The sequence below is a fragment of the Paenibacillus sp. 1001270B_150601_E10 genome, from assembly GCF_015558675.1.
Lineage (GTDB): Bacteria > Bacillota > Bacilli > Paenibacillales > Paenibacillaceae > Paenibacillus_B.
In genome coordinates this window covers 240,159-258,760 of record NZ_JADMOL010000001.1, presented here as the reverse complement: position 1 = coordinate 258,760, position 18,602 = coordinate 240,159, and the positions used below count along the sequence as shown (strand labels likewise).

Annotated in this window: 23 protein-coding genes; 16 read left to right on the top strand and 7 right to left on the bottom strand. The window is 43.5% G+C overall.

Annotation, left to right across the window (positions count from 1 at the left end):
- The 4 genes from I2H74_RS24415 to I2H74_RS01250 all read left to right on the top strand — a co-directional run.
- Nucleotides 1-545, top strand: a 545-nt coding sequence (locus I2H74_RS24415; protein ID WP_229106273.1) for a pyridoxal-phosphate dependent enzyme, incomplete at its 5' end; no start/stop codon positions are given.
- On the top strand, nucleotides 545-1,357 hold the full coding sequence (gene trpA, locus I2H74_RS01260) for a tryptophan synthase subunit alpha (protein ID WP_195570958.1): 813 nt from the start codon (nucleotides 545-547) through the stop codon (nucleotides 1,355-1,357). The genes I2H74_RS24415 and trpA, both read left to right, overlap by 1 nt.
- A 41-nt stretch (nucleotides 1,358-1,398) precedes the next feature.
- On the top strand, nucleotides 1,399-2,496 hold the full coding sequence (gene hisC / locus I2H74_RS01255) for a histidinol-phosphate transaminase (RefSeq protein ID WP_195570955.1): 1,098 nt from the start codon (nucleotides 1,399-1,401) through the stop codon (nucleotides 2,494-2,496).
- Nucleotides 2,497-2,498: 2 nt separating this feature from the next.
- Nucleotides 2,499-3,587 carry a prephenate dehydrogenase gene (locus I2H74_RS01250; RefSeq protein ID WP_195572081.1) on the top strand — a complete coding sequence of 363 codons (1,089 nt, stop codon included), beginning with the start codon at nucleotides 2,499-2,501 and terminating at the stop codon, nucleotides 3,585-3,587.
- 494 nt (nucleotides 3,588-4,081) lie between these two features.
- Here the strand turns inward: I2H74_RS01250 and I2H74_RS01245 are convergent, their stop codons facing one another.
- From I2H74_RS01245 to I2H74_RS01220, 6 genes are all read right to left on the bottom strand, one after another.
- Entirely contained in the window at nucleotides 4,082-4,378 is a 297-nt protein-coding gene (locus I2H74_RS01245; RefSeq protein ID WP_195570953.1) for a phosphatidylinositol kinase, read from the bottom strand.
- Between the two features lie 279 nt (nucleotides 4,379-4,657).
- The gene (locus tag I2H74_RS01240; protein WP_195570952.1) at nucleotides 4,658-4,933 is read right to left on the bottom strand and encodes a GyrI-like domain-containing protein; all 276 of its coding nucleotides are present in this window, start codon (nucleotides 4,931-4,933) and stop codon (nucleotides 4,658-4,660) included.
- Nucleotides 4,934-5,028: 95 nt separating this feature from the next.
- On the bottom strand, nucleotides 5,029-5,568 hold the full coding sequence (locus I2H74_RS01235) for a GNAT family N-acetyltransferase (protein ID WP_195572080.1): 540 nt from the start codon (nucleotides 5,566-5,568) through the stop codon (nucleotides 5,029-5,031).
- Between the two features lie 294 nt (nucleotides 5,569-5,862).
- The gene (locus I2H74_RS01230; RefSeq protein ID WP_195570950.1) at nucleotides 5,863-6,288 is read right to left on the bottom strand and encodes a DUF1259 domain-containing protein; all 426 of its coding nucleotides are present in this window, start codon (nucleotides 6,286-6,288) and stop codon (nucleotides 5,863-5,865) included.
- A gap of 308 nt (nucleotides 6,289-6,596) precedes the next feature.
- On the bottom strand, nucleotides 6,597-6,851 hold the full coding sequence (locus I2H74_RS01225; protein ID WP_195570948.1) for a hypothetical protein: 255 nt from the start codon (nucleotides 6,849-6,851) through the stop codon (nucleotides 6,597-6,599).
- Between the two features lie 269 nt (nucleotides 6,852-7,120).
- Entirely contained in the window at nucleotides 7,121-7,918 is a 798-nt protein-coding gene (locus I2H74_RS01220) for a DUF2935 domain-containing protein (protein WP_195570946.1), read from the bottom strand.
- A gap of 175 nt (nucleotides 7,919-8,093) precedes the next feature.
- On the opposite strand from I2H74_RS01220, the gene I2H74_RS01215 reads away from it, so the two are divergent.
- Together I2H74_RS01215 and I2H74_RS01210 are read left to right on the top strand one after the other, a co-directional pair.
- Nucleotides 8,094-9,017: an alpha/beta fold hydrolase gene (locus I2H74_RS01215; RefSeq protein ID WP_195570944.1), complete on the top strand. Its 924-nt coding sequence runs from the start codon at nucleotides 8,094-8,096 to the stop codon at nucleotides 9,015-9,017.
- A 286-nt stretch (nucleotides 9,018-9,303) separates the two neighbouring features.
- Nucleotides 9,304-10,386 (top strand): hypothetical protein, encoded by a 1,083-nt coding sequence (locus I2H74_RS01210; protein ID WP_195570942.1) that lies wholly within the window; start codon nucleotides 9,304-9,306, stop codon nucleotides 10,384-10,386.
- A gap of 108 nt (nucleotides 10,387-10,494) precedes the next feature.
- Here I2H74_RS01210 and I2H74_RS01205 read toward each other — a convergent pair whose 3' ends face one another.
- A complete protein-coding gene (locus tag I2H74_RS01205) occupies nucleotides 10,495-11,088 on the bottom strand; it encodes a sugar O-acetyltransferase (RefSeq protein WP_195570940.1) in 594 nt (197 codons plus the stop codon).
- 706 nt (nucleotides 11,089-11,794) lie between these two features.
- On the opposite strand from I2H74_RS01205, the gene I2H74_RS01200 reads away from it, so the two are divergent.
- The 10 genes from I2H74_RS01200 to I2H74_RS01155 all read left to right on the top strand — a co-directional run bounded on the left by I2H74_RS01200 (nucleotide 11,795) and on the right by I2H74_RS01155 (nucleotide 18,559).
- A complete protein-coding gene (locus tag I2H74_RS01200; protein WP_195570939.1) occupies nucleotides 11,795-12,370 on the top strand; it encodes an RNA polymerase sigma factor in 576 nt (191 codons plus the stop codon).
- Nucleotides 12,371-12,377: 7 nt separating this feature from the next.
- Nucleotides 12,378-12,977: an anti-sigma factor family protein gene (locus I2H74_RS01195; protein ID WP_195570937.1), complete on the top strand. Its 600-nt coding sequence runs from the start codon at nucleotides 12,378-12,380 to the stop codon at nucleotides 12,975-12,977.
- Between the two features lie 67 nt (nucleotides 12,978-13,044).
- On the top strand, nucleotides 13,045-13,641 hold the full coding sequence (locus I2H74_RS01190; RefSeq protein WP_195570934.1) for a histidine phosphatase family protein: 597 nt from the start codon (nucleotides 13,045-13,047) through the stop codon (nucleotides 13,639-13,641).
- A gap of 163 nt (nucleotides 13,642-13,804) precedes the next feature.
- Entirely contained in the window at nucleotides 13,805-14,938 is a 1,134-nt protein-coding gene (locus I2H74_RS01185; protein WP_195570932.1) for a hypothetical protein, read from the top strand.
- A gap of 89 nt (nucleotides 14,939-15,027) precedes the next feature.
- Nucleotides 15,028-15,534, top strand: a complete 507-nt coding sequence (locus I2H74_RS01180; protein ID WP_195572079.1) for a gamma carbonic anhydrase family protein — start codon at nucleotides 15,028-15,030, stop codon at nucleotides 15,532-15,534.
- A gap of 26 nt (nucleotides 15,535-15,560) precedes the next feature.
- Nucleotides 15,561-15,740, top strand: a complete 180-nt coding sequence (locus I2H74_RS01175) for an IDEAL domain-containing protein (RefSeq protein WP_195570931.1) — start codon at nucleotides 15,561-15,563, stop codon at nucleotides 15,738-15,740.
- An 83-nt stretch (nucleotides 15,741-15,823) separates the two neighbouring features.
- Nucleotides 15,824-16,276: a DUF2487 family protein gene (locus tag I2H74_RS01170; protein WP_195570928.1), complete on the top strand. Its 453-nt coding sequence runs from the start codon at nucleotides 15,824-15,826 to the stop codon at nucleotides 16,274-16,276.
- Between the two features lie 165 nt (nucleotides 16,277-16,441).
- Nucleotides 16,442-16,984: a ubiquinol-cytochrome c reductase iron-sulfur subunit gene (locus tag I2H74_RS01165; protein WP_195570926.1), complete on the top strand. Its 543-nt coding sequence runs from the start codon at nucleotides 16,442-16,444 to the stop codon at nucleotides 16,982-16,984.
- 16 nt (nucleotides 16,985-17,000) lie between these two features.
- Nucleotides 17,001-17,672, top strand: a complete 672-nt coding sequence (gene qcrB, locus I2H74_RS01160) for a menaquinol-cytochrome c reductase cytochrome b subunit (protein WP_085493651.1) — start codon at nucleotides 17,001-17,003, stop codon at nucleotides 17,670-17,672.
- A gap of 17 nt (nucleotides 17,673-17,689) precedes the next feature.
- A complete protein-coding gene (locus I2H74_RS01155; RefSeq protein WP_195570924.1) occupies nucleotides 17,690-18,559 on the top strand; it encodes a c-type cytochrome in 870 nt (289 codons plus the stop codon).
- Nucleotides 18,560-18,602: the final 43 nt, after the last annotated feature.

Below are 18,602 nucleotides of genomic sequence, written 5' to 3'. Positions count from 1 at the left end.
AGATCTTAGAGGCAGAAGGGCGTCTCCCAGATGTATGCATTGCTGCTGTTGGAGGCGGAAGCAACTCGATGGGCATGTTCTATCCGTTTATATTGGATGAAGAGGTGCGCCTGATCGGGGCAGAAGCTGCTGGGCGCGGGATTGATACAGAAGAGCATGCTGCAACGATGACGCTTGGCAGACCAGGAGTATTCCAAGGATCTCTCAGCTATCTGCTTCAGGATGAATATGGTCAGGTTCAGCCAGCGCATTCGATCTCTGCGGGACTGGACTATCCTGGAGTGGGACCTGAGCATTCTCACTTAAAAGACATTAAGCGTGCTGAATATGTGCCCGTAACGGATTCAGAAGCGCTTGAAGCCCTGCAGCTGTTGTGCCGTACGGAGGGCATCCTGCCTGCATTGGAATCTTCTCACGCGCTCGCACATTGCTTGAAGGTTGCACCTGAGTTAGATTCCGAGCAGATTATCATTGTTTGTCTATCCGGTAGAGGAGACAAGGATGTAGGCACGATCATGCAAGCATTGGAAGGAGTGGGAAAATAATGAGCTCGAACCGCATCGATCATATTTTTGCAACGATCCGTGAACAGGATGGCACGGCTATGATCCCTTTTATTACCGTAGGCGATCCATCAAAAGATGTAACGCTTCAGCTACTGATTGCTTTAGAAAAGGCAGGCGCTGATCTTATAGAGCTTGGAATCCCATATTCTGATCCATTAGCAGATGGGCCAGTCATTGAACGAGCTTCAGCGCGCGCCTTAAAGCATCAGATTACAATTGATGATGGGCTGGAGCTTGCCGAGCAAGCACGACAGGCAGGTGCTCAGATTCCTTATGTGCTGTTCACTTATTTTAATCCAGTGCTCCAATATGGACTGGAGCGATTCTTTCAAGCGCTTGAGAGCCATGATGTCAGCGGCGTAATCATTCCCGATCTACCTGTTGAGGAGAGCGAGCCAGTGAGAACAATTGCTGATCAATATGGAATTCACCTTGTTCCACTTGTTGCTCCGACATCGAAAGAAAGAATCGCGAGAATTGTTGAGCATGGCCGAGGATTCATCTATTGTGTGTCCACGCTTGGTGTAACGGGGATGAGAGACAGCTTCGACGATTCTGTCGATCGATTCCTAGAGGAGGTCCGCACCTCTACCTCATTGCCTATCGCAGTAGGCTTTGGCATCTCTCAGGCTGAGCATGTCGAGCGATTCCGTCCATACTGTGACGGTGTCATCGTGGGCAGCGCGATCGTCCGCAAAGTAGAAGAAAACATCCCTTTGCTCCAAGATCCCGCGTCGGCGGAAGAGGGGGTCTTGCAAATTTCCCAATTTGTGCGACAATTGAAATCATAAATTTAGTCACAACTTGAGGAAATATGGAAAGGGTGGTTGTCGTGCAACCAAAGCGTTCAGTAGTGGATCTACCAGTATACCAGCCTGGCATGTCTGTAGCAGATGTGAAGCGGGTGTACGGGCTTGATCATGTGATTAAGCTTGCATCGAACGAGAATCCATATGGATCCTCAGCAAAAGCAAAGCAGGCGATGATAAGCGCACTGGAGGAATTGAATTTATATCCAGACGGTGCTGCCATAGATCTAACTACTGCTGTAGCGAATCATTATAAGGTTCAACCGAACCAAGTTATTTTTGGAGCAGGCTCTGATGATATCATCTTGATGCTCTGCCGTGCATACTTGGTATCAGGCGATGAGACCATCATGGCGGATCAGACCTTCCCGCAATATAAGCACAATGCGGAGATTGAAGGGGCAGTTTGCGTAGAAGTGCCTTTGAAGGATGGCACTCATGATCTGGAGGCCATGCTCGCAGCGGTAACGGACAAGACCAAGATTGTATGGATTTGTAATCCAAACAACCCTACAGGCACCATTGTAAGCCATAAGGAGATTGTGTCCTTCATGGAGCGTATTCCAAGTCATATCTTGGTTGTGCTTGATGAAGCTTATTGTGAATATGTAACGGACAGCGAATATCCGGATGTTTTTGCTTTGCTTCCAACATACAAAAACTTAATTACACTTCGTACCTTCTCGAAGATATATGGTCTTGCCTCCCTTCGTATCGGGTATGGAATTGGAGATGCGGAGGTTATCCATACGATTAATCAGGTTCGTGAACCGTTCAATACGACACGCTTGTCTCAAGCGGCAGCTGTAGCAGCCATTCAGGACCAAGACTTTGTACAGACCTGCAAATTGAAGAATGCCGAAGGCATTGCATACTTGCAGTCTCAGTTCAAGCGGCTTAATCTTGAAAGTTTCCCTGCGCATGGCAACTTTATGATGTTTGATGTGAAGATGCCTGCTAAGGACATGTTCGAGCTGTTGCTTCATGAGGGATATATCACCCGTGCGGGACACAAGTTATATCCGAACTACTTGCGCGTTACCGTAGGTACGAAGGAAGAGAACGAAGGTCTCATTGTAGCAATCGAGAGAATTCTAGAGAAGACTAGGGTGACATCATGAGCATGAACATTGCCATTTTGGGCGTGGGGCTGATTGGTGGCTCTCTCGCCCTTTGTTTTAAAGGTAAGCCTGGCATTACCGTTGTTGGATACTCTCCAAATGAAGCTTCTACGATCAAATATGTTGCCCGAGGCGTGGTTGATGAAGCCACAACATCTCTGGGGAAAGCGGTCGAAGACGCAGATGTCATCTTTGTGTGCTCCCCTGTAGGGCTGCTGGATGAAATGTTGACGCAGCTTCGTGCTTTACCGCTTAAACGCGGTTGTGTTATTACGGATGTGGGCAGCACAAAAGTATCCGTTACGAAGAAAGCAAAGGAGCTCGCTTGGGACGATGTTCACTTTATTGGTGGGCATCCAATGGCGGGATCGGAGCGTTCAGGTGTAGAGGCGGCTTCTACTTTATTGTTTGAAAATGCCTACTATGTGCTGACCCCGGAAGATAACGTGGACGAGGGCGTTTATGAGCGTCTAGTGCAGCTGCTGCAATATACGCGCGCGCATATCATTCGCATGAATCCAGTGGAGCATGACCGTGTCGTGGGCGCGATCAGCCACTTGCCGCATATCGTTGCTTCTGCGCTTGTCAATCAAGTAAAGACGTACAATGATGATAATGAGATGTATGTGCATCTTGCAGCAGGGGGATTTCGAGATATAACGCGAATCGCTTCCAGTGATCCTGTCATTTGGAGCGATATCCTGCTTAATAACCGCGAGGTAGTTTTGGAGTTGCTGTCTGATTGGAAGGAATCGGTGGAGGAATGGATTGAAACCTTGGAGAATGAGGACGATACTCGCATTCGCGAGGCATTCACGCAATCTGGTGAGTTCCGCAGTCGCATGCCTGAGCGTCGAAAAGGCGTTCTTCACTCACTCTATGATCTTCATATCGAGGTTCCAGATACGCCGGGAATTATTGGTAAGATAGCGACGCTGCTCGGCAGCCATCAATTGAATCTAAGCAACCTGCAAATTATTGAGAGCCGTGAGGACGTACCAGGCGTGCTTCGCTTATCCTTCCGACAAGAGAAGGATTGGGAAAAGTCCAATGAGCTTCTTACTTCAATGGGATACAATGTGTTCGTATAACAGCTAATGTAAGGGAGACTTCTTATCTGAAGTCTTCCTTTTTTATTGGGGAATATCGAATGAATCGGAAAAATTTGAAAAATGAAGAAAAAAGTTAGTAGAAGTTATTGACAGTTTGAAAACGTATACATTATAATAAAAGCACAGTATGGTTTCTCTCCACTCCTATCCAAATTGTACACATAGATGTGTGCAACCGCCTACATAATGTAGGCGGTTTTTTTTTTGCTTATGTTCAGGACCTTCTATAGGTTTATATACAGGTAGGGTATATCGTTACAAAACGCCTTTTTTGAAGTGAATGTTTTATCTTTGATGTGGTTAGAGCAGGGAGAGTTGAATTCAATTCCTCTTGCAGCGTATAATTCCTTTCTGGGATTTATCATAACGTGCCATTGCCTAATCATTATCTTATAGCTTGTATATATCCTATGCTATTTGAATAAAGATAGAGCGGCTTATTATGCCGCTCTAAACGAAGGCGATGCACGTTGTTAGATGAAGAACGGCAGGAGGAATAAAGCGGCTATTGTTGAAAAGGGGATACGGCGCCTAAAGAAACGGCGGCGGGGAAAGAATCCAGGCTGAAAACCAAATTGCCTATAAGAAGCGCGTTCGGCAGATTGCCCTTGCATTTGCTCCATCATCTCATCCGTGGGAACGGCAAGGATGACATGATCTTGATCGACTTCAGCAATAAAACCGTCGTAGGATTTGCCATCGTTGGTTTTGATACCAACATATTTGTTCATACAAGACCAACATAACTGTCGTAGGTAGTTCTGATCCATTTCCAACCTCCTAGGGTGTTGTAACTACAACAACAGTCTATTACTGCAAATTTGAGTTGATCACGGCGAAAGTCTATATGAACAAAGATGGGGAAACTGCCCTTGTATGGGGATCATAGTGTCAGAGGTAGGGAGGATGTCTTATTACCACGCATTGCTGAACATCCTAGAAATGTCATATACGGGCTTAGCCTCTTAGAGTTATAAACCCTAATTCTTTCATTAAAATATCAGTCTAATCTTTAATTGTATCGTATAATTCAACAGTCTATTACATGGCTATCTTAGGAGTTCGTATGTCTTTCTGATCTTATTATTCGATCCTCTATGAGTAATTACTGCATATCTCTGAGTTGGGGCAGTTAAAGTGACCATTCCATCAGGTATCTCTATGAATTCCTCTACCTCTACACAAACCCAATAGCCATCACATTCATCAGAAAAGTCCCCAGCTACGAATGCACCTATCAAATTAGACGACACTTTTTGCATGATCTCACTTATTCTATCGGCCAATACGCGTGCAGCTTTTGGAATTTCATTTACACCTTTCATGATTGGCTTTTAGATCTGCCTGGAATGCAATTTTGATTTCGGCATGTCTGTCAACATATTTCTTACAGATAGAGCATATTTCCATATCTAGAGCTCTATTTAAAAATCAGCTTCTCATACTTGCTGTGACCATCGTCAGTAGATCCCACATATGTAAAGCCCTTTGATTTGTAATAATCATTCAACTTCTTATTCCCACCGACACAATCTAATCTTATAAAACGTTTATTAGAGGGGTAGTCCACTTCATTTTCAACCCATTCCATTATTTTGCTGCCTAAGCCTTTTCCTGACTCTGTTCGTAATACCGCAAGCCTGTGTATTAGAATCGAATCACTTAGGTCAATATCTGTCCAAATATGAGCATCCCATTCATCAGGGCACAGTTGAACGGTAACTGTACCAACAATTGTATGACCTTTCTTAATAACATAGGCAGCTTTATTATAGATGCTGTCTATGACATCATCGCGACCGTAACCGTCAAGAAAGTGCTCCCATTGTTTAAGTCCTATGGAGCGAAGCCATTCAGCAGCTTCGAGAAAAATAGAAAGCATGCTATCAAAATGCTTCATTTCTGCTTGAACGATTGTATAATCTTTGGAAAGTTGATGATTTTTGATAAGAACGTCCATGAGATACACCTCGATATCATTTTTTATTATGTACCAGGATGATCTGGAATTAAGGACTGAAGCAATCGTCACGTCTAATTGTGACATTAATCTATCCATTCCGGGATCAATATCTAGCACCCCATTCATAAGGGAACATAAATGGTTCCAATTACTTTCACCATTAACTTTCCTTCCAGGACATCAATAACATAATGTTATATGATTGGGTTGTTATGGTAAATAGCGGAAATAGCCGTTGAGGAAAGAAACCCCCGGCTATTTCCGCTATTTGTGAACGTTTACGTTCTTAACTCACTTTTTGTGAACGGGGCGAACTGTCCGCGTTGTCAAAATATTAAGGGCTTCGCGGGTATCCCTGGCAAATTGTAATGGCCTATCCAGTTTCTCAAAATGAATATACCAGAGATTAGGCTTTGTAAATAGCCAGTGATTATGAAGAGCGGTCACTTTAATTCCATGTTTACGAAGGCGAGAAATAAACGGATTAATTTCAGCTGTTAATATTACCGTTTCACCAAGGCATAGCGCACGCCCATCACGCCCAATATTCTCAAAAGAAAAGGCTTGAGGGATAGTCAAAAATGATTTAGACCTTTTTCCTAATATAATGGGCTTAATGTTATTTCTTACCGTAGATGCTGTACATACACCATTGATAATCTGTGGTTGTGCCCTAAGAATCGTTGCAAATTGTCTGCAAAGTGGGCTTATTGCCATTTTTCACCCTCCATCCGTAAATCTGAATTATATATATGGGTGGAGTATAATGATGGTATGTGCACGAGTCTAATTCATTTTCGAAATGAATAGCTTTTATCATTTCTGAATCTCAGGCTCTCCATTTTCCTCTAAAACGTACACATAGACATGTGAAAACCGCCAACATGATGTAGGCGGTTTTGTTTAGTGAGCTCTTATATAGGCACTGATCGGTACTAGGGCATATCGATGTATCTATTATTTTGAGATGATCTTGATTTGATTATCCTACCGTTCTTGGATAGCGTTACGATCAATTCCCTGATCTAATCAGTATCTAAGTCGATCTCAAATTTAGTACCATCATGGAGTTCTACTTCTAACTCCTCTGCTTCGTCCCAATCGACATTGTCTAACCAAGACAATAGGGCGGATTCTTTATCTTCATTTGACCCCGCTTCAAGAAGTTCTTCATAGTTGAAACTCGACGATTTCCCACCTGGATATTCAACTCCAAGCTCATCAATAGCATCGATACCATGGTTGTATAATTCTGCTTTTACCTTGTCTAATTTACTCATATCTATCACACATCCCATCATGTATTTGATTGAAACACATATAGTTTCCATCTATTGTATGTTACGATTGTGAACGGGTATAGGTGAATCATGAGGAAGATATGTGGAGATTAGTATGACTAGAAGAATACGAAAGTATCTAGCAAAAAAACGAAAGTGCGACCTTCGCTATCACTATTGGACTGTAAACAATTCATATTAATTGGTATATACATGTGTAAAACCGCCTGCATGATGCAGATGGTTTTAGAGGTAATTGTTTTGGATGGTTATGGTTGTACGTTAAGTAAACTTTGCTCAAACAAATCAATAATTTCAAGAAAGCGTTCGGCTTCGCGAAAAACATGATCGGCTAGCAAAGGATGAATAATACTTTTGATTTTGCATGCTTCAATCAAATCTCTAGCGGTTTTTTTGAAATCACGGAGGGAGGCTACTGACACTCGATTCTGATCTAAAAATTGATCAAGTAAGGGTTTTGTTAATGACTGAGGCCGCATGGAGTCTAAATCTCTTGCTTGAAATAACAGCTGGTCGAAGTCGTGACTGAAGTTGCGAGCTTGCTCAACGAGCTGTCTTTCCGATGGATCTAGGAGGTGGCCAATAAACTTAGCATGATCGGCCATGATTCGTAGAAAGAACACATTTTCATTAATGATTGCATCGGGAAGAGGATCTAATTGTCCGCTATTTAATTGTTCCAAACGTGTTCTGAAATAATTTGCTTCTCTGCTTGTATGATCAATGAGCAAAGGGAAGTTATTTGCACCAGGCATTTGACATGTCAGCACGAGTCCTAATATTTTTCGCTTAAATGCCCATATATGCACTGCGGCGTTATGCACTTCCGTGTTAAAACGCACGATTTGTTGGGGATCTGTATCTGCGGTAAAATCATGTGATTTCCTTTCAATTTGATCAAACAGCGCGTAAAACTGGTTTGCTTCATTAATGAGCTGTGTATCCTCGCATCTAAAACCGAGTTTTAGAAATAGAGAGTGTTCCTTCATAATCCGTGACCAGAAGCGAATTTCATCCAAAGATCGAGACACAAAAATATTAGACAAACCATCCCACCTCCATCATGACTTATGATCAAAAACTTTGTATAAGTTATTCCTGCTGATGAATGCTTATTCCGATAAAAAGCAACTGCTCGTCCTAAATTGGATGAAGGGAAAAACGAGGTGTTTCCGTCCTAATCTGCAGGCACCTTAAATAGGGATTAGAAGGAGATTCTGCATGAGAGGATATTTGAAATATGGCCTAGTGATCATTGGGGCTATCATCTTTAGTTTATTTGGATTGACAGTATACAACCATTATATGTTCGCCAAAGAAAAGCAGCAGCTTGTGACTAACGGCAAACTCGTACAAGTGAAAGAGAAACAGATGCATGTGTATGCAGAAGGGAAAAAGAATCGTAAAACGCTAGTGTTGATGTCCGGTTCGGGCACTGCTTCTCCCGTATATGATTTTAAAGTATTATATTCCAAATTATCAGATGAATACCGTACAGTCGTTGTGGAGAAGTTCGGTTATGGGTATTCTGATATTAGCGGATTCCCTCGCGATGTGGATACGATGGTACAAGAGGCTAGAGAGGCATTAATCCTCGCAGGAGAGAGTGGTCCATACATACTAACGCCACACTCCATGTCCGCATTAGAGGCTTTATATTGGGCGAAGATGTACCCTGATGAAATAGAGGCTATTATAGGTTTGGATATGGCATTGCCTCGAGGTTATGAGATACTTCCAAATCGTCAGTTTATGATTAATATCACAAGAGCTTTAACGTACATGGGATTCCATCGATTCTCGTTTATAAATCCAGTCAACGAACGAGCACTTAATGAAGACGAAATCAAACAGCACCATAATCTTGTGCACACCATGACCCTGAATAGCGACATGCTGGAAGAAATAAAAATGGTAACCGAGAATGCTAAAACTGTATCGAGACTTGGAAATCCCAATATACCAATGCTCTTGTTTACATCGAACGGTGAGGGATTAGGGGAAAAGGGAGATTGGGTCAATACTCAACGAGAATATGCAGGCATGAATGATCATACAAGATTGATTGAACTCGACACCAGCCATTATATTCACTATGAGCAATCAGACCGAATTGCAGAAGAAATAAAAATATTTTTGAAATGAAACAACAGGTTAGATGTAGATCTTTTTTTAGATCATTAGGTTTAACTCAAATAACCGGTCAACGATATATATCCTCCTTCGGGCACCAAAATAACTTGCAGTATGAATGGACTTTATATCCTTACAAGGAAGGAGCTTCTAAGAAGAATTTTCTTCGTCTCTATTTTTCATTCTTATTATAGGTGAAGGATTGAAATGTCGAGAAATGAGGTGTTAACCCACACAGGATAAAGAACTCTTCATACACTATCTAGATATTCAAGGGTAGAAGGTGATCGGTGTGGAGTTGAACGACTTGCTGGTTCATGAGCTCATACAGGAGCTTAGAAAGATAAACGAGAATCTTAAAGAAGTGAAGCATGAACTTATGCAACATCAAGTCCAAATGAGAGAAATCCACCAGTATTACCGAGAGGATAAAGCTACATTCGATTCCATCCTGAGTTACTTGCGTGATTATCAAGGAATAATGGATTATCAATTGTCGCATGATGCAAGAACAGATAAAGAAGCGATGTTGGGTCTAAAGAAGATGATTATGAGCATTAGTGATGTATGGGAAACGGATAGGGTTGGAGCTAGTGCACTAAATAATGCGCCTATATCTTCCGATGGTACGCCGATCTATACCAATGCCAAACCATTTCTTCAATACCTTGCAGAAGTAACGAATGCGGGGACTAACGTTACAAGTCGTCTATACTACCGTATAGGCTTTCTTACAAATGTATCTACAACGGTGCAGCAATTTTTAGATGAAGGTTATTCTTCTGAACCCGCCATTTCGAACCCCAATGGATTAGTCTTGCGTGTCTTTTCCAGTTCTCCAAATGATACAGCCACAGGTTCTGGAGCCCAAAAAATATTTATCAGCGGGATTGATGCTTCTGGCATGAGAGCAAATGAAACCATTGCATTGGCTGGTACGACAAGGGTCAATACAGCAACCACGTGGAAGTATCTTGATTTCTTTGCGATTATCGCGGTTGGAACTTACAATGGAGGAGCATCTGGAAATATTAGTCTAACCAATATAGGCGAATCGATAACGTATGCACTAATTCCTACAGCGAGGCGATCATGGAGAAGTGGCAGAATTCATGTGCCTGTTAACGGCAGGGGATATATTCATCAATGGGTGTTTGGATCATTTAAAAACGATGTTTCATTCGAACTGTTAGTTTCGCCAGACACAGATAAAAATATTGTTATCGGACGTTCTGCAACGAATACGACAGGACAAAGCACGAATATTTTGTTCCCTGCTCCTATCTATATTCCATCGAACGGCAGGGTCATTGTTCAAGCCATTGCTGCTGGGACGGTGAATCAGGCCGATACAAGCTTTAGTCTCCATATCACTACCTAATAAGTCGTATTGGATCTTACTCGTATAAATAAAACAGCGACTATCTAGTGCCTCACTTGGGCCTATGACCTGTCGCTGTGTTCATTTTAAAAGGAATATTCAGCATGTTTATTGTTCATACCACTTGAACTTGTTCTTATCTTCTTCCGAGATGGGGCGAACCACTCGACAAGGATTCCCGAATGCCAGTACTCCTGATGGAATACCCTTGGTTACGATGCTCCCTGCACCGATAATGCTGTTATCACCTATTGTCACACCTGGAAGAATGGATACATTCGCACATATCCACACATTATTGCCGACGGTGATCGGATAAGCGTATTCCCAGCCATCATTACGCAGCTCTGGTGTAACGGCATGTCCTTCTGTTAAAAAAGAAACATGAGGTGCTATAAATACATTGTCTCCAAATGTAACGTTAGCTCCATCAGAAATCGTGCAGCCAATATTCGCAAAGAAATTCTCCCCTAAAGAGATGTTGTATCCATATGTACAATAAAAAGGCTGTTCAATTAAAAAATTCCCTTTAAAATGACCTATCAATTTCGTTATAATCTCAGTTCTTTTCTCAGTATTAGAGGGAAGGGTGTGGTTGTACTCAAAATATAGGTCCTTCGCGATCTTTCGATCGTTTACAAGGCTCTCCTCATTTGGATTATACATATACCCTTGGAGCGATTTTTCTTTCTCTGTTAACATGACTCTACCTCACATTATGATCATGATGTTCTCTGCCACACTATGATAACCTATACAATTTGAAAAAGGAAACTTGGTACTTGTGTAAGTGCTATGACCTAGTTCCTCAGCAATCTGTGTTAATTCGATTATTTTATTGCACGCTCAAATAGGTGATTCAACATTCATAAAAGGCAGTCCGATCTTTCGGATTGCCTTTTTGCCTTTAATTTGTCATAAATGCAGTTGGAAAAGGGATTGAAAAAGGCATAAAGATTGAGTAGCATAGGGATTTGGTATCCTAAGGAAAAAAAGTTAAATGGAAGCCATTTTTACTGTAACATATGTCCTCATTGATACGTTAATTATTGTGTATCATTGCTTTTCTGCACGCAGCCCTTTAGTTGAATTATAAGTTATTAAACATGATTCATGATGCAGAGTAGACGTTCTATATCATTGGGCTGTGACGTAAGATGGATAGGACGTTTATCCTATATCCCCTTTTCTTAAAAAAAATTAAGGTCCAGTAAAAGGGGCCTGTGCTAAAATAACATTATCCCTTATTGTCTGACAAAGTTTAACACAATTTGTCATTCTCTTATTTCAATCATAAATTTTTGTTAGTGAAATGAAGACCGATCCGCAACTTTTTACCCTCATTTGAAGTATACATTTAAGGTAGCGTATCGGGAACGAAATGGAAAGCTTAGGAGGATTGCAATCCATGACGGATTCCCAGATCATTCGCGAGATTAAAGAAGGAAATATAGATTCATACGCGGAATTAATGACCCGCTATCAACGCAAGGTCTTATCTTTTATTCATCACATGCTAAAGAACACGCAGCTAGAATTGCTAGCGGAAGATTTATGTGCAGACACATTTTATAAGGCGTTCCGAAGTTTACATACGTTCCGTGAAGCGGAGGCTTCATTCTCGACGTGGTTATATACGATCGCCCGGAATACGGTTCTTAGTGAGCTGAGAAAGCAGCGCAGCATTCAAGTCTCGCTTGATGAGGATTACAGCATTGTTCCGGAAGCGCCGAGTGAAGTTGTTCCTGAGAATGCATTACTTAGAAACGAAAAGGTTCTGCTTGTTCGTCAGGCGATTAACAATCTCCCAGAGAAGCAGAGATCTGCTCTTATCTTGAGAGAATACGATCAATTGGACTATCAAGAGATCGCACAGAAGCTAGGACAGACGGTGAGCTCCGTGAAATCACTGCTGTTTCGTGCGCGTGCTAGTATCAAGGTGCAGCTGGAAGGCTATGTATCGGAGCCCGGATTGAAGGGATGACGTTAAGATGGAGTGTGCGGAAGCGCTCGAGTGGTTACCGGAATATGCTGGTATGCCTGCTGACGATCCGCAACGTCTAGCGATTGAGCAGCATTTGCAGGAATGCGAGGCTTGTGCGGAGCAATATCGAATATGGGCAGCAAGCGAAGCGTGGGATGAGTCGCTCGTAGACTGGGAGGAAGAAGAAGACTGCCAGGAAGGCCCAACCACGTTTAGGCCCGAGCTTGTTATGGAACGAATCTATAACGAGAGCGGCTGGCTCATGCCGGTTCAGCGAAGAGGGTACCGGATGTCGCCGCGGGTTCGCAATACGCTGGCAGGCATTATTGCCTTTTGTGTATCCATTTTCATTTGCAGTATTGTTGTACTCGCAATTCGCGCCGACCAAGAGATTCCTGAGATGCCAACGACCGGACTTGTACCTACGGCAGTAGCAGGTGAAGTGAATGCTGGCTCCATACAGATTGAGCTTCCTGGAACGGGAGCAAGTGAACCCTTCTTGCTGCACGTGGCACCTACTATTCCGAGCTATTGGATCGCATTATCTTTAATTGGAATTGTATTTGCGCTATTGCTTATTAACTGGCTGACTCGAGTAAAGACTTAGTGTAAGTCTTTTTTTGATACAAACGTTTGACTTGTAACAAACGAACATGAGGAGCAGAAGAGACGGAATGAATCATCAACGTATTGGATTAGTTCGACATGGACTGACGGATTGGAATGTGGCAGGAAAAATTCAAGGTCAGACAGATATTCCTCTGAATGACCATGGACGAGAACAAGCGATGCTGCTTGCTAATCGGTTGAAACAGGATGATTATCATTTTGACCTTGTCGTATCAAGCGGATTGAAGCGTGCCGAGGAGACGGCTGTTATAATTGCCAAGGAACTAGGTCTTCCTTTGTTGGAACCCCATGAAGGATTGCTTGAACGCGCCTTCGGTATTGTTGAAGGAACGACTGCAGCAGAGCGCGAAGCCAAGTGGGGCGTTGACTGGCGTGGTCAGGATCTCGGACAAGAAACAGATGAAGCGCTGAGAAAGCGCGCGTCAGAAGCGTTAGAACAGATTGCGATGAAGACACCCGATCAAAATGTGTTGATTGTCTCTCATGGCAGCTGGCTGGCTCAGCTCTTTATTTCGCTATTTGGGGAAGCATGCAGCGGACATATTGGAAATTTGTCCTTCACGGTGATCGAACGGACCGATCATGGCTGGAAGCCCATTCTGCTGAACTGTTCTGCCCATGTAGAACAACAAACCTCTTAAAATAATGATGAAGTCGAAGCGTGCGCAAATAGCGTACGCTTTTTTGTTGCTTTAGAAAGGTACAAAAGATTTCCATTATACTCGTATAAATGAACCGAAATGTCCAATAATGGATACTGTACAGCACGAATCGGCTCGCAATCGGGTAGGGTGGAGGTGAAGTATGAACTTAGCGGATATGCTGAGCTATGCGGATATCCAACAGCTAGCGAGAATTGCTCAGCAGTATGGTTGTGAATGCAATACAAACTCGAAGCATGAGCTTATCCAGGCGATATTAATCGAGTTGGGAAGAAAAGATCTATTTGAAGAGCATATCAACAAGATGTCGATAGAAGAAATTCGGTTTCTTAATTCGATGCTCTTCGACCAACAGGGATATTTCAGCATCGAAGAACTTGTCGCTAGAGTCCAGCAGTCTCGCTTTGATTCAGAAGCGAGTGAGAACGCGACGTTTAATCCAAGAGATATGATCGTCAAGTTCAAGCATAGTGGCTGGCTGTTTAGCGGATGCACACAACAGACAAAGTACTTGCTGCATATCCCTACAGACTTAAAGCATCGATTCAGAGAAGTTCTTCACCAACGATTCAAGGCTCAATTGCTGACAATCCCTCAGCCAGACGCGTATCGTGATGAGGATGGGCGATTAGGAGAGGACATGATTCACTTTCTTCGCTTCATCGATCGAGAGATGGTTCAGCTAAATGGAGATGGCGTCATGTATAAAAGGACTCAGCAGCAGCTTCTCGAACAATTGGCCGTATTAGAGCCGGTTGTTGCCAAAGGAGAATGGCGATTCGGGTACGGTAGACGCTTTCACAATTATCCTGACCGCTTATCTCTGCTTTATGATTATGTCTTCTATCGAGGATGGATTGAAGAAGGTAACGGAAGCTTGCAACTAACGCAAGCTGGTGAGGAAAGATTACATCAGGGATCAGCTTATGAACCGCTTCAGCCTGTGTATCGGTTCTGGCTGAAGCTATACAAAAATGCGATTCCTAATCTGCTCGCTCTTGTGCATTGGATCCAATTATGTACAGACAAGTGGACCACAGTCGATACATTACAAAAGACGTTAGTTCCATATATCAAGCCATTTTACTATGATACGCCGGAATCTATATTAGGTCAGCGTATTATCAAGATGATGATTCATCTAGGCTTGCTTCGGTATGGAGAAGATGCCGTGCATGGTTCCTTGGTTCAGATCACAAAGCGAGGACAAACCCTGATTCAAGGGATTTATGTGCCGCATGAAGAGAAAATTGAGCTTGTCGTTGACAAGCCGTAACCCGCTTGCTAAGATGAGACCAACTTTTTCCTGAACGGCTTTAGGTTATAAGGACCTGAAACACACGGGAGAGCTGGAGGTTACGGATGATGTTGATACCTTACTTAGGCAAATCGCCTGTGATTGATCCGTCTGCATACCTTGCGGATGGTGTGAAAATTATCGGAGAGGTTACCATTGGTCGAGAATCGACCGTATGGTTTAACGCGGTATTGCGTGGTGACCTTGCTCCTATACATATTGCCGATCGAGTCAATATTCAGGATGGCGTTATCGGACATGTTAATTCCGATCAACCGCTCATGATTGAAGAGAATGTGTCCGTTGGACATGGAGCTATTGTTCATGGCTGCCGTATAGGCAAGGGTACATTGATTGGCATGGGGGCTATCGTACTGAACGGGGCAGACATCGGTGAATATGCTTTAATAGGGGCGGGTTCGGTTGTCACCGAAAACACGAAGATACCGGCCTATACCCTTTCTTTAGGCACACCTGCACGTGTTGTCCGAGAGTTGACGGAACAGGACTTAGAGCGAATGAGACGCACAACAGATAGCTATGTGTTGAAGGGAAAGGAATATAGGATCTCTTAATCGTTCAGGTTTGGAGGGTGTATCCTATGGACAAAATGAAAGAAACGTATGAAGCGATGCTCAGCTTAACGGCTGAAATGGTGTGGGATGACGCAATTAAAAAGCATCGAACAAGCAAAATTTATGTAGCCATTGATGAAGCATTAGCAGCAGGAGACGAGGCTGCCTTTCGAATGCTGACGAACGAGCTAAAGACTTTACAATGAAGAACCGCAAAGTGGTTCTTCATTTTTTTTTATGGACAAGTATAATAGGAAGAAAACAAAAGGAAAATTGTGGAGGGTGCAGCATGAAATTCAGTGAAATTACCGAACAATCCTGGGAGGAGCTTAAGCCATATCTAGATACTTGCCTCCTGCCTGTTACAGGACTTACAGGATTGGAATCTCCTATTGAAGCATGCCGACAATTGGAGATGCTTCGAGACTGGCTGGACTTAGCTGAAATTCCCTTTCAAGGGAGATTAGTGACCTATCCAGCGTATCATTTTGTAAATGACGATGACAAAGATTCGGAGTGGACGCGATTAGAGCAGATTGCCTTAAAGCTAAAGCAGGCTGGGTTCCACTATGTGATCTTAATGTCAGCGGCTTATGACCTGTCCATCCAAGAAGAGTCAGCGGTTGACCTTGTGCTGACTCCCTATCAAAGTGAGTTGAGTGAAGCGCCGTCGCAGGGGCTGTATGTGCGCAAAAAAATTGAAGAGCTGTGGCATCGTTCACAAATCGGTCATCAATTGTGACAAAATACCAACATTTATATGAAGGCATATGGCTAAACTTGCCAAATTAATTGGTAAATTCTTGACGGTGTTTGGGGGCTGGGATATTATAGGAATGTCCTAGTTATAATGTGATATTGATCACGCTAAGCTGCAAGAACGGTTGGGTAAAGGGGGTAAGAGACGATGAGCAAACCGCATGAGAACGAGCACAATCCTCACAAACCGACGGCACGTAAAGAAATGTCACGCAGACAATTTCTTTCATACACGTTAGGTGGGGCAAGCGCTTTCATGATCGGCGGAGCGGCATTGCCAATGGTTCGCTTTGCAGTGGACCCGTTGCTGCAGAAGAAGACCGATTCGGAATATGTCAAGGTTGTAGAGGCGAGCAAGCTGACTGCTGAGCCACAAGAGTTCAATTTTGAAGTCTTGCAGGTGGATGGATGGTACGAGAGCAAGCCTACAATGACAGCATGGATAAGCAAGGACGAAAAGGGAATACTCGCTCTGTCACCTACATGCAAGCATTTAGGATGCACGGTATCCTGGAACAACAATGAGAAATACAAAGACCAATACTTCTGCCCTTGTCATGGTGCGCACTATACCAAAGAAGGCAAGCAGTTGGCTGTAGCCCGCGCTCCGCTTGATGAGTATAAGGTCAAAGTGAGTGACGATGGTTTTGTTTATTTGGGCAGCAAGCAACCGAATACAAGGGTCCAATAAGGAGGCGTAAAGACAGATGTTTAAAACGGTGTACAACTGGATTGACGAGCGTCTTGATATTACGCCGATGTGGAGAGACGTTGCCGACCATGAAGTGCCTGAGCACGTTAACCCTGCACATCACTTCTCGGCCTTCGTATATTGCTTCGGCGGCCTGACGTTCTTCATAACGGTCATCCAGATTCTATCCGGAATGTTCCTTACGATGTATTATGTGCCGGATATTATTAATGCATACTACAGTGTGGAATACTTGCAGACGAAAGTTGCTTTCGGTCAGATCGTTCGCGGTATGCACCACTGGGGAGCAAGCTTAGTCATTGTCATGATGTTCTTACATACGCTTCGCGTATTCTTTACAGGATCCTATAAGGCTCCTCGCGAAATGAACTGGGTTGTTGGCATGCTGATTTTCTTTATCATGCTGGGCCTTGGCTTTACTGGTTATCTGCTCCCATGGGATAACAAAGCCTACTTTGCAACAAAGGTTGGTATGGAAATTGCGGATACCGTGCCATATATCGGTCCTTACGTGAAGGAACTGCTTCAAGGCGGTGAGATTGTAGGAGCACAAACATTGACCCGGTTCTTCGCAATTCATGTCTTCTTCCTGCCAGCGGCATTATTAGCCATGTTAGGTGCTCACTTTATTATGATTCGCCGACAAGGCATATCCGGACCGCTATAAGAGAGGAGGAACGTTAAATGGCACATGGACATTCACCGAAGGAGAAAGTCGTGTACGTTGGCGACTCCCGAGTGAAGAAGAGAGTAAATCCATTGCTTCAACCTGACTATTCGGCTTTTCCTGGAAAGTCTGAAGCATTTATTCCTAACTTCCTATTAAAAGAATGGATGGTAGGATGTGTCGCGCTAGTCGCCTTCTTAGTATTAACCATCTCAGAACCTGCACCTCTAGGCTACCCAGCCGATCCAAACAACACAGGCTTTATTCCTATCCCAGACTGGTACTTCTTATTTTTATATCAATTCTTGAAATACCCTTACGCATCGGGTAGCTATGTCGTATTCGGTACGGTGTTAATTCCTGGTATCGCTTTTGGAGCTTTGCTCCTGGCACCTTTCCTCGATACAGGCAAGGAGCGTCGCTTCTATCGTCGTCCAATCGCAAGCTCCATGATGATCGTATCCTTGCTTGCGGTAATCTTCTTAACGAAGTCCGCTTGGAACGAGTATCAACACGAGTTGAAGGAATTGAATATCATTCCGGAGCATATTGAACGTGAAGAGAAAGCTCGTGAAGATGCAATGGCTGGTAAACCGACAGGGCAGCCTAAGCCAAATCAGGAGATTGCACTTGTCGAAAAGGATGATCCAGCATTAGAGACCATGAAGAAGGCAGGCTGCCTAAGCTGTCATGGCACTGATCTCAAAGGCAGTGCAGGACCAAGCCTCCGCGGTATCGGCGACAGCTTATCGCAAGAGGATATCCTTAAGGTTCTTCACGAGGGACCGATGAAGGCGCAATATGAGCAAGCGCTTGCTCAAGGCGTAACGGAAGAAGAAATCACCAACATCGCTGCATGGCTTGCCAAGCAAAAGTCTGCAGAATAAGCCATAGCATGTACCAAACAGCCTGGCCGATCTACTGGTCAGG

Coding starts and splice junctions, on each gene's coding strand:
- trpA (WP_195570958.1), top strand. CDS start 545: ATGAGCTCGAACCGCATCGATCATATTTTTGCAACGATCCGTGAACAG.
- I2H74_RS01250 (WP_195572081.1), top strand. CDS start 2,499: ATGAACATTGCCATTTTGGGCGTGGGGCTGATTGGTGGCTCTCTCGCC.
- I2H74_RS01245 (WP_195570953.1), bottom strand. CDS start 4,378: ATGGATCAGAACTACCTACGACAGTTATGTTGGTCTTGTATGAACAAA.
- I2H74_RS01240 (WP_195570952.1), bottom strand. CDS start 4,933: ATGAAAGGTGTAAATGAAATTCCAAAAGCTGCACGCGTATTGGCCGAT.
- I2H74_RS01235 (WP_195572080.1), bottom strand. CDS start 5,568: ATGGACGTTCTTATCAAAAATCATCAACTTTCCAAAGATTATACAATC.
- I2H74_RS01230 (WP_195570950.1), bottom strand. CDS start 6,288: ATGGCAATAAGCCCACTTTGCAGACAATTTGCAACGATTCTTAGGGCA.
- I2H74_RS01225 (WP_195570948.1), bottom strand. CDS start 6,851: ATGAGTAAATTAGACAAGGTAAAAGCAGAATTATACAACCATGGTATC.
- I2H74_RS01215 (WP_195570944.1), top strand. CDS start 8,094: ATGAGAGGATATTTGAAATATGGCCTAGTGATCATTGGGGCTATCATC.
- I2H74_RS01205 (WP_195570940.1), bottom strand. CDS start 11,088: ATGTTAACAGAGAAAGAAAAATCGCTCCAAGGGTATATGTATAATCCA.
- I2H74_RS01200 (WP_195570939.1), top strand. CDS start 11,795: ATGACGGATTCCCAGATCATTCGCGAGATTAAAGAAGGAAATATAGAT.
- I2H74_RS01195 (WP_195570937.1), top strand. CDS start 12,378: ATGGAGTGTGCGGAAGCGCTCGAGTGGTTACCGGAATATGCTGGTATG.
- I2H74_RS01190 (WP_195570934.1), top strand. CDS start 13,045: ATGAATCATCAACGTATTGGATTAGTTCGACATGGACTGACGGATTGG.
- I2H74_RS01185 (WP_195570932.1), top strand. CDS start 13,805: ATGAACTTAGCGGATATGCTGAGCTATGCGGATATCCAACAGCTAGCG.
- I2H74_RS01180 (WP_195572079.1), top strand. CDS start 15,028: ATGTTGATACCTTACTTAGGCAAATCGCCTGTGATTGATCCGTCTGCA.
- I2H74_RS01175 (WP_195570931.1), top strand. CDS start 15,561: ATGGACAAAATGAAAGAAACGTATGAAGCGATGCTCAGCTTAACGGCT.
- I2H74_RS01170 (WP_195570928.1), top strand. CDS start 15,824: ATGAAATTCAGTGAAATTACCGAACAATCCTGGGAGGAGCTTAAGCCA.
- I2H74_RS01165 (WP_195570926.1), top strand. CDS start 16,442: ATGAGCAAACCGCATGAGAACGAGCACAATCCTCACAAACCGACGGCA.
- qcrB (WP_085493651.1), top strand. CDS start 17,001: ATGTTTAAAACGGTGTACAACTGGATTGACGAGCGTCTTGATATTACG.
- I2H74_RS01155 (WP_195570924.1), top strand. CDS start 17,690: ATGGCACATGGACATTCACCGAAGGAGAAAGTCGTGTACGTTGGCGAC.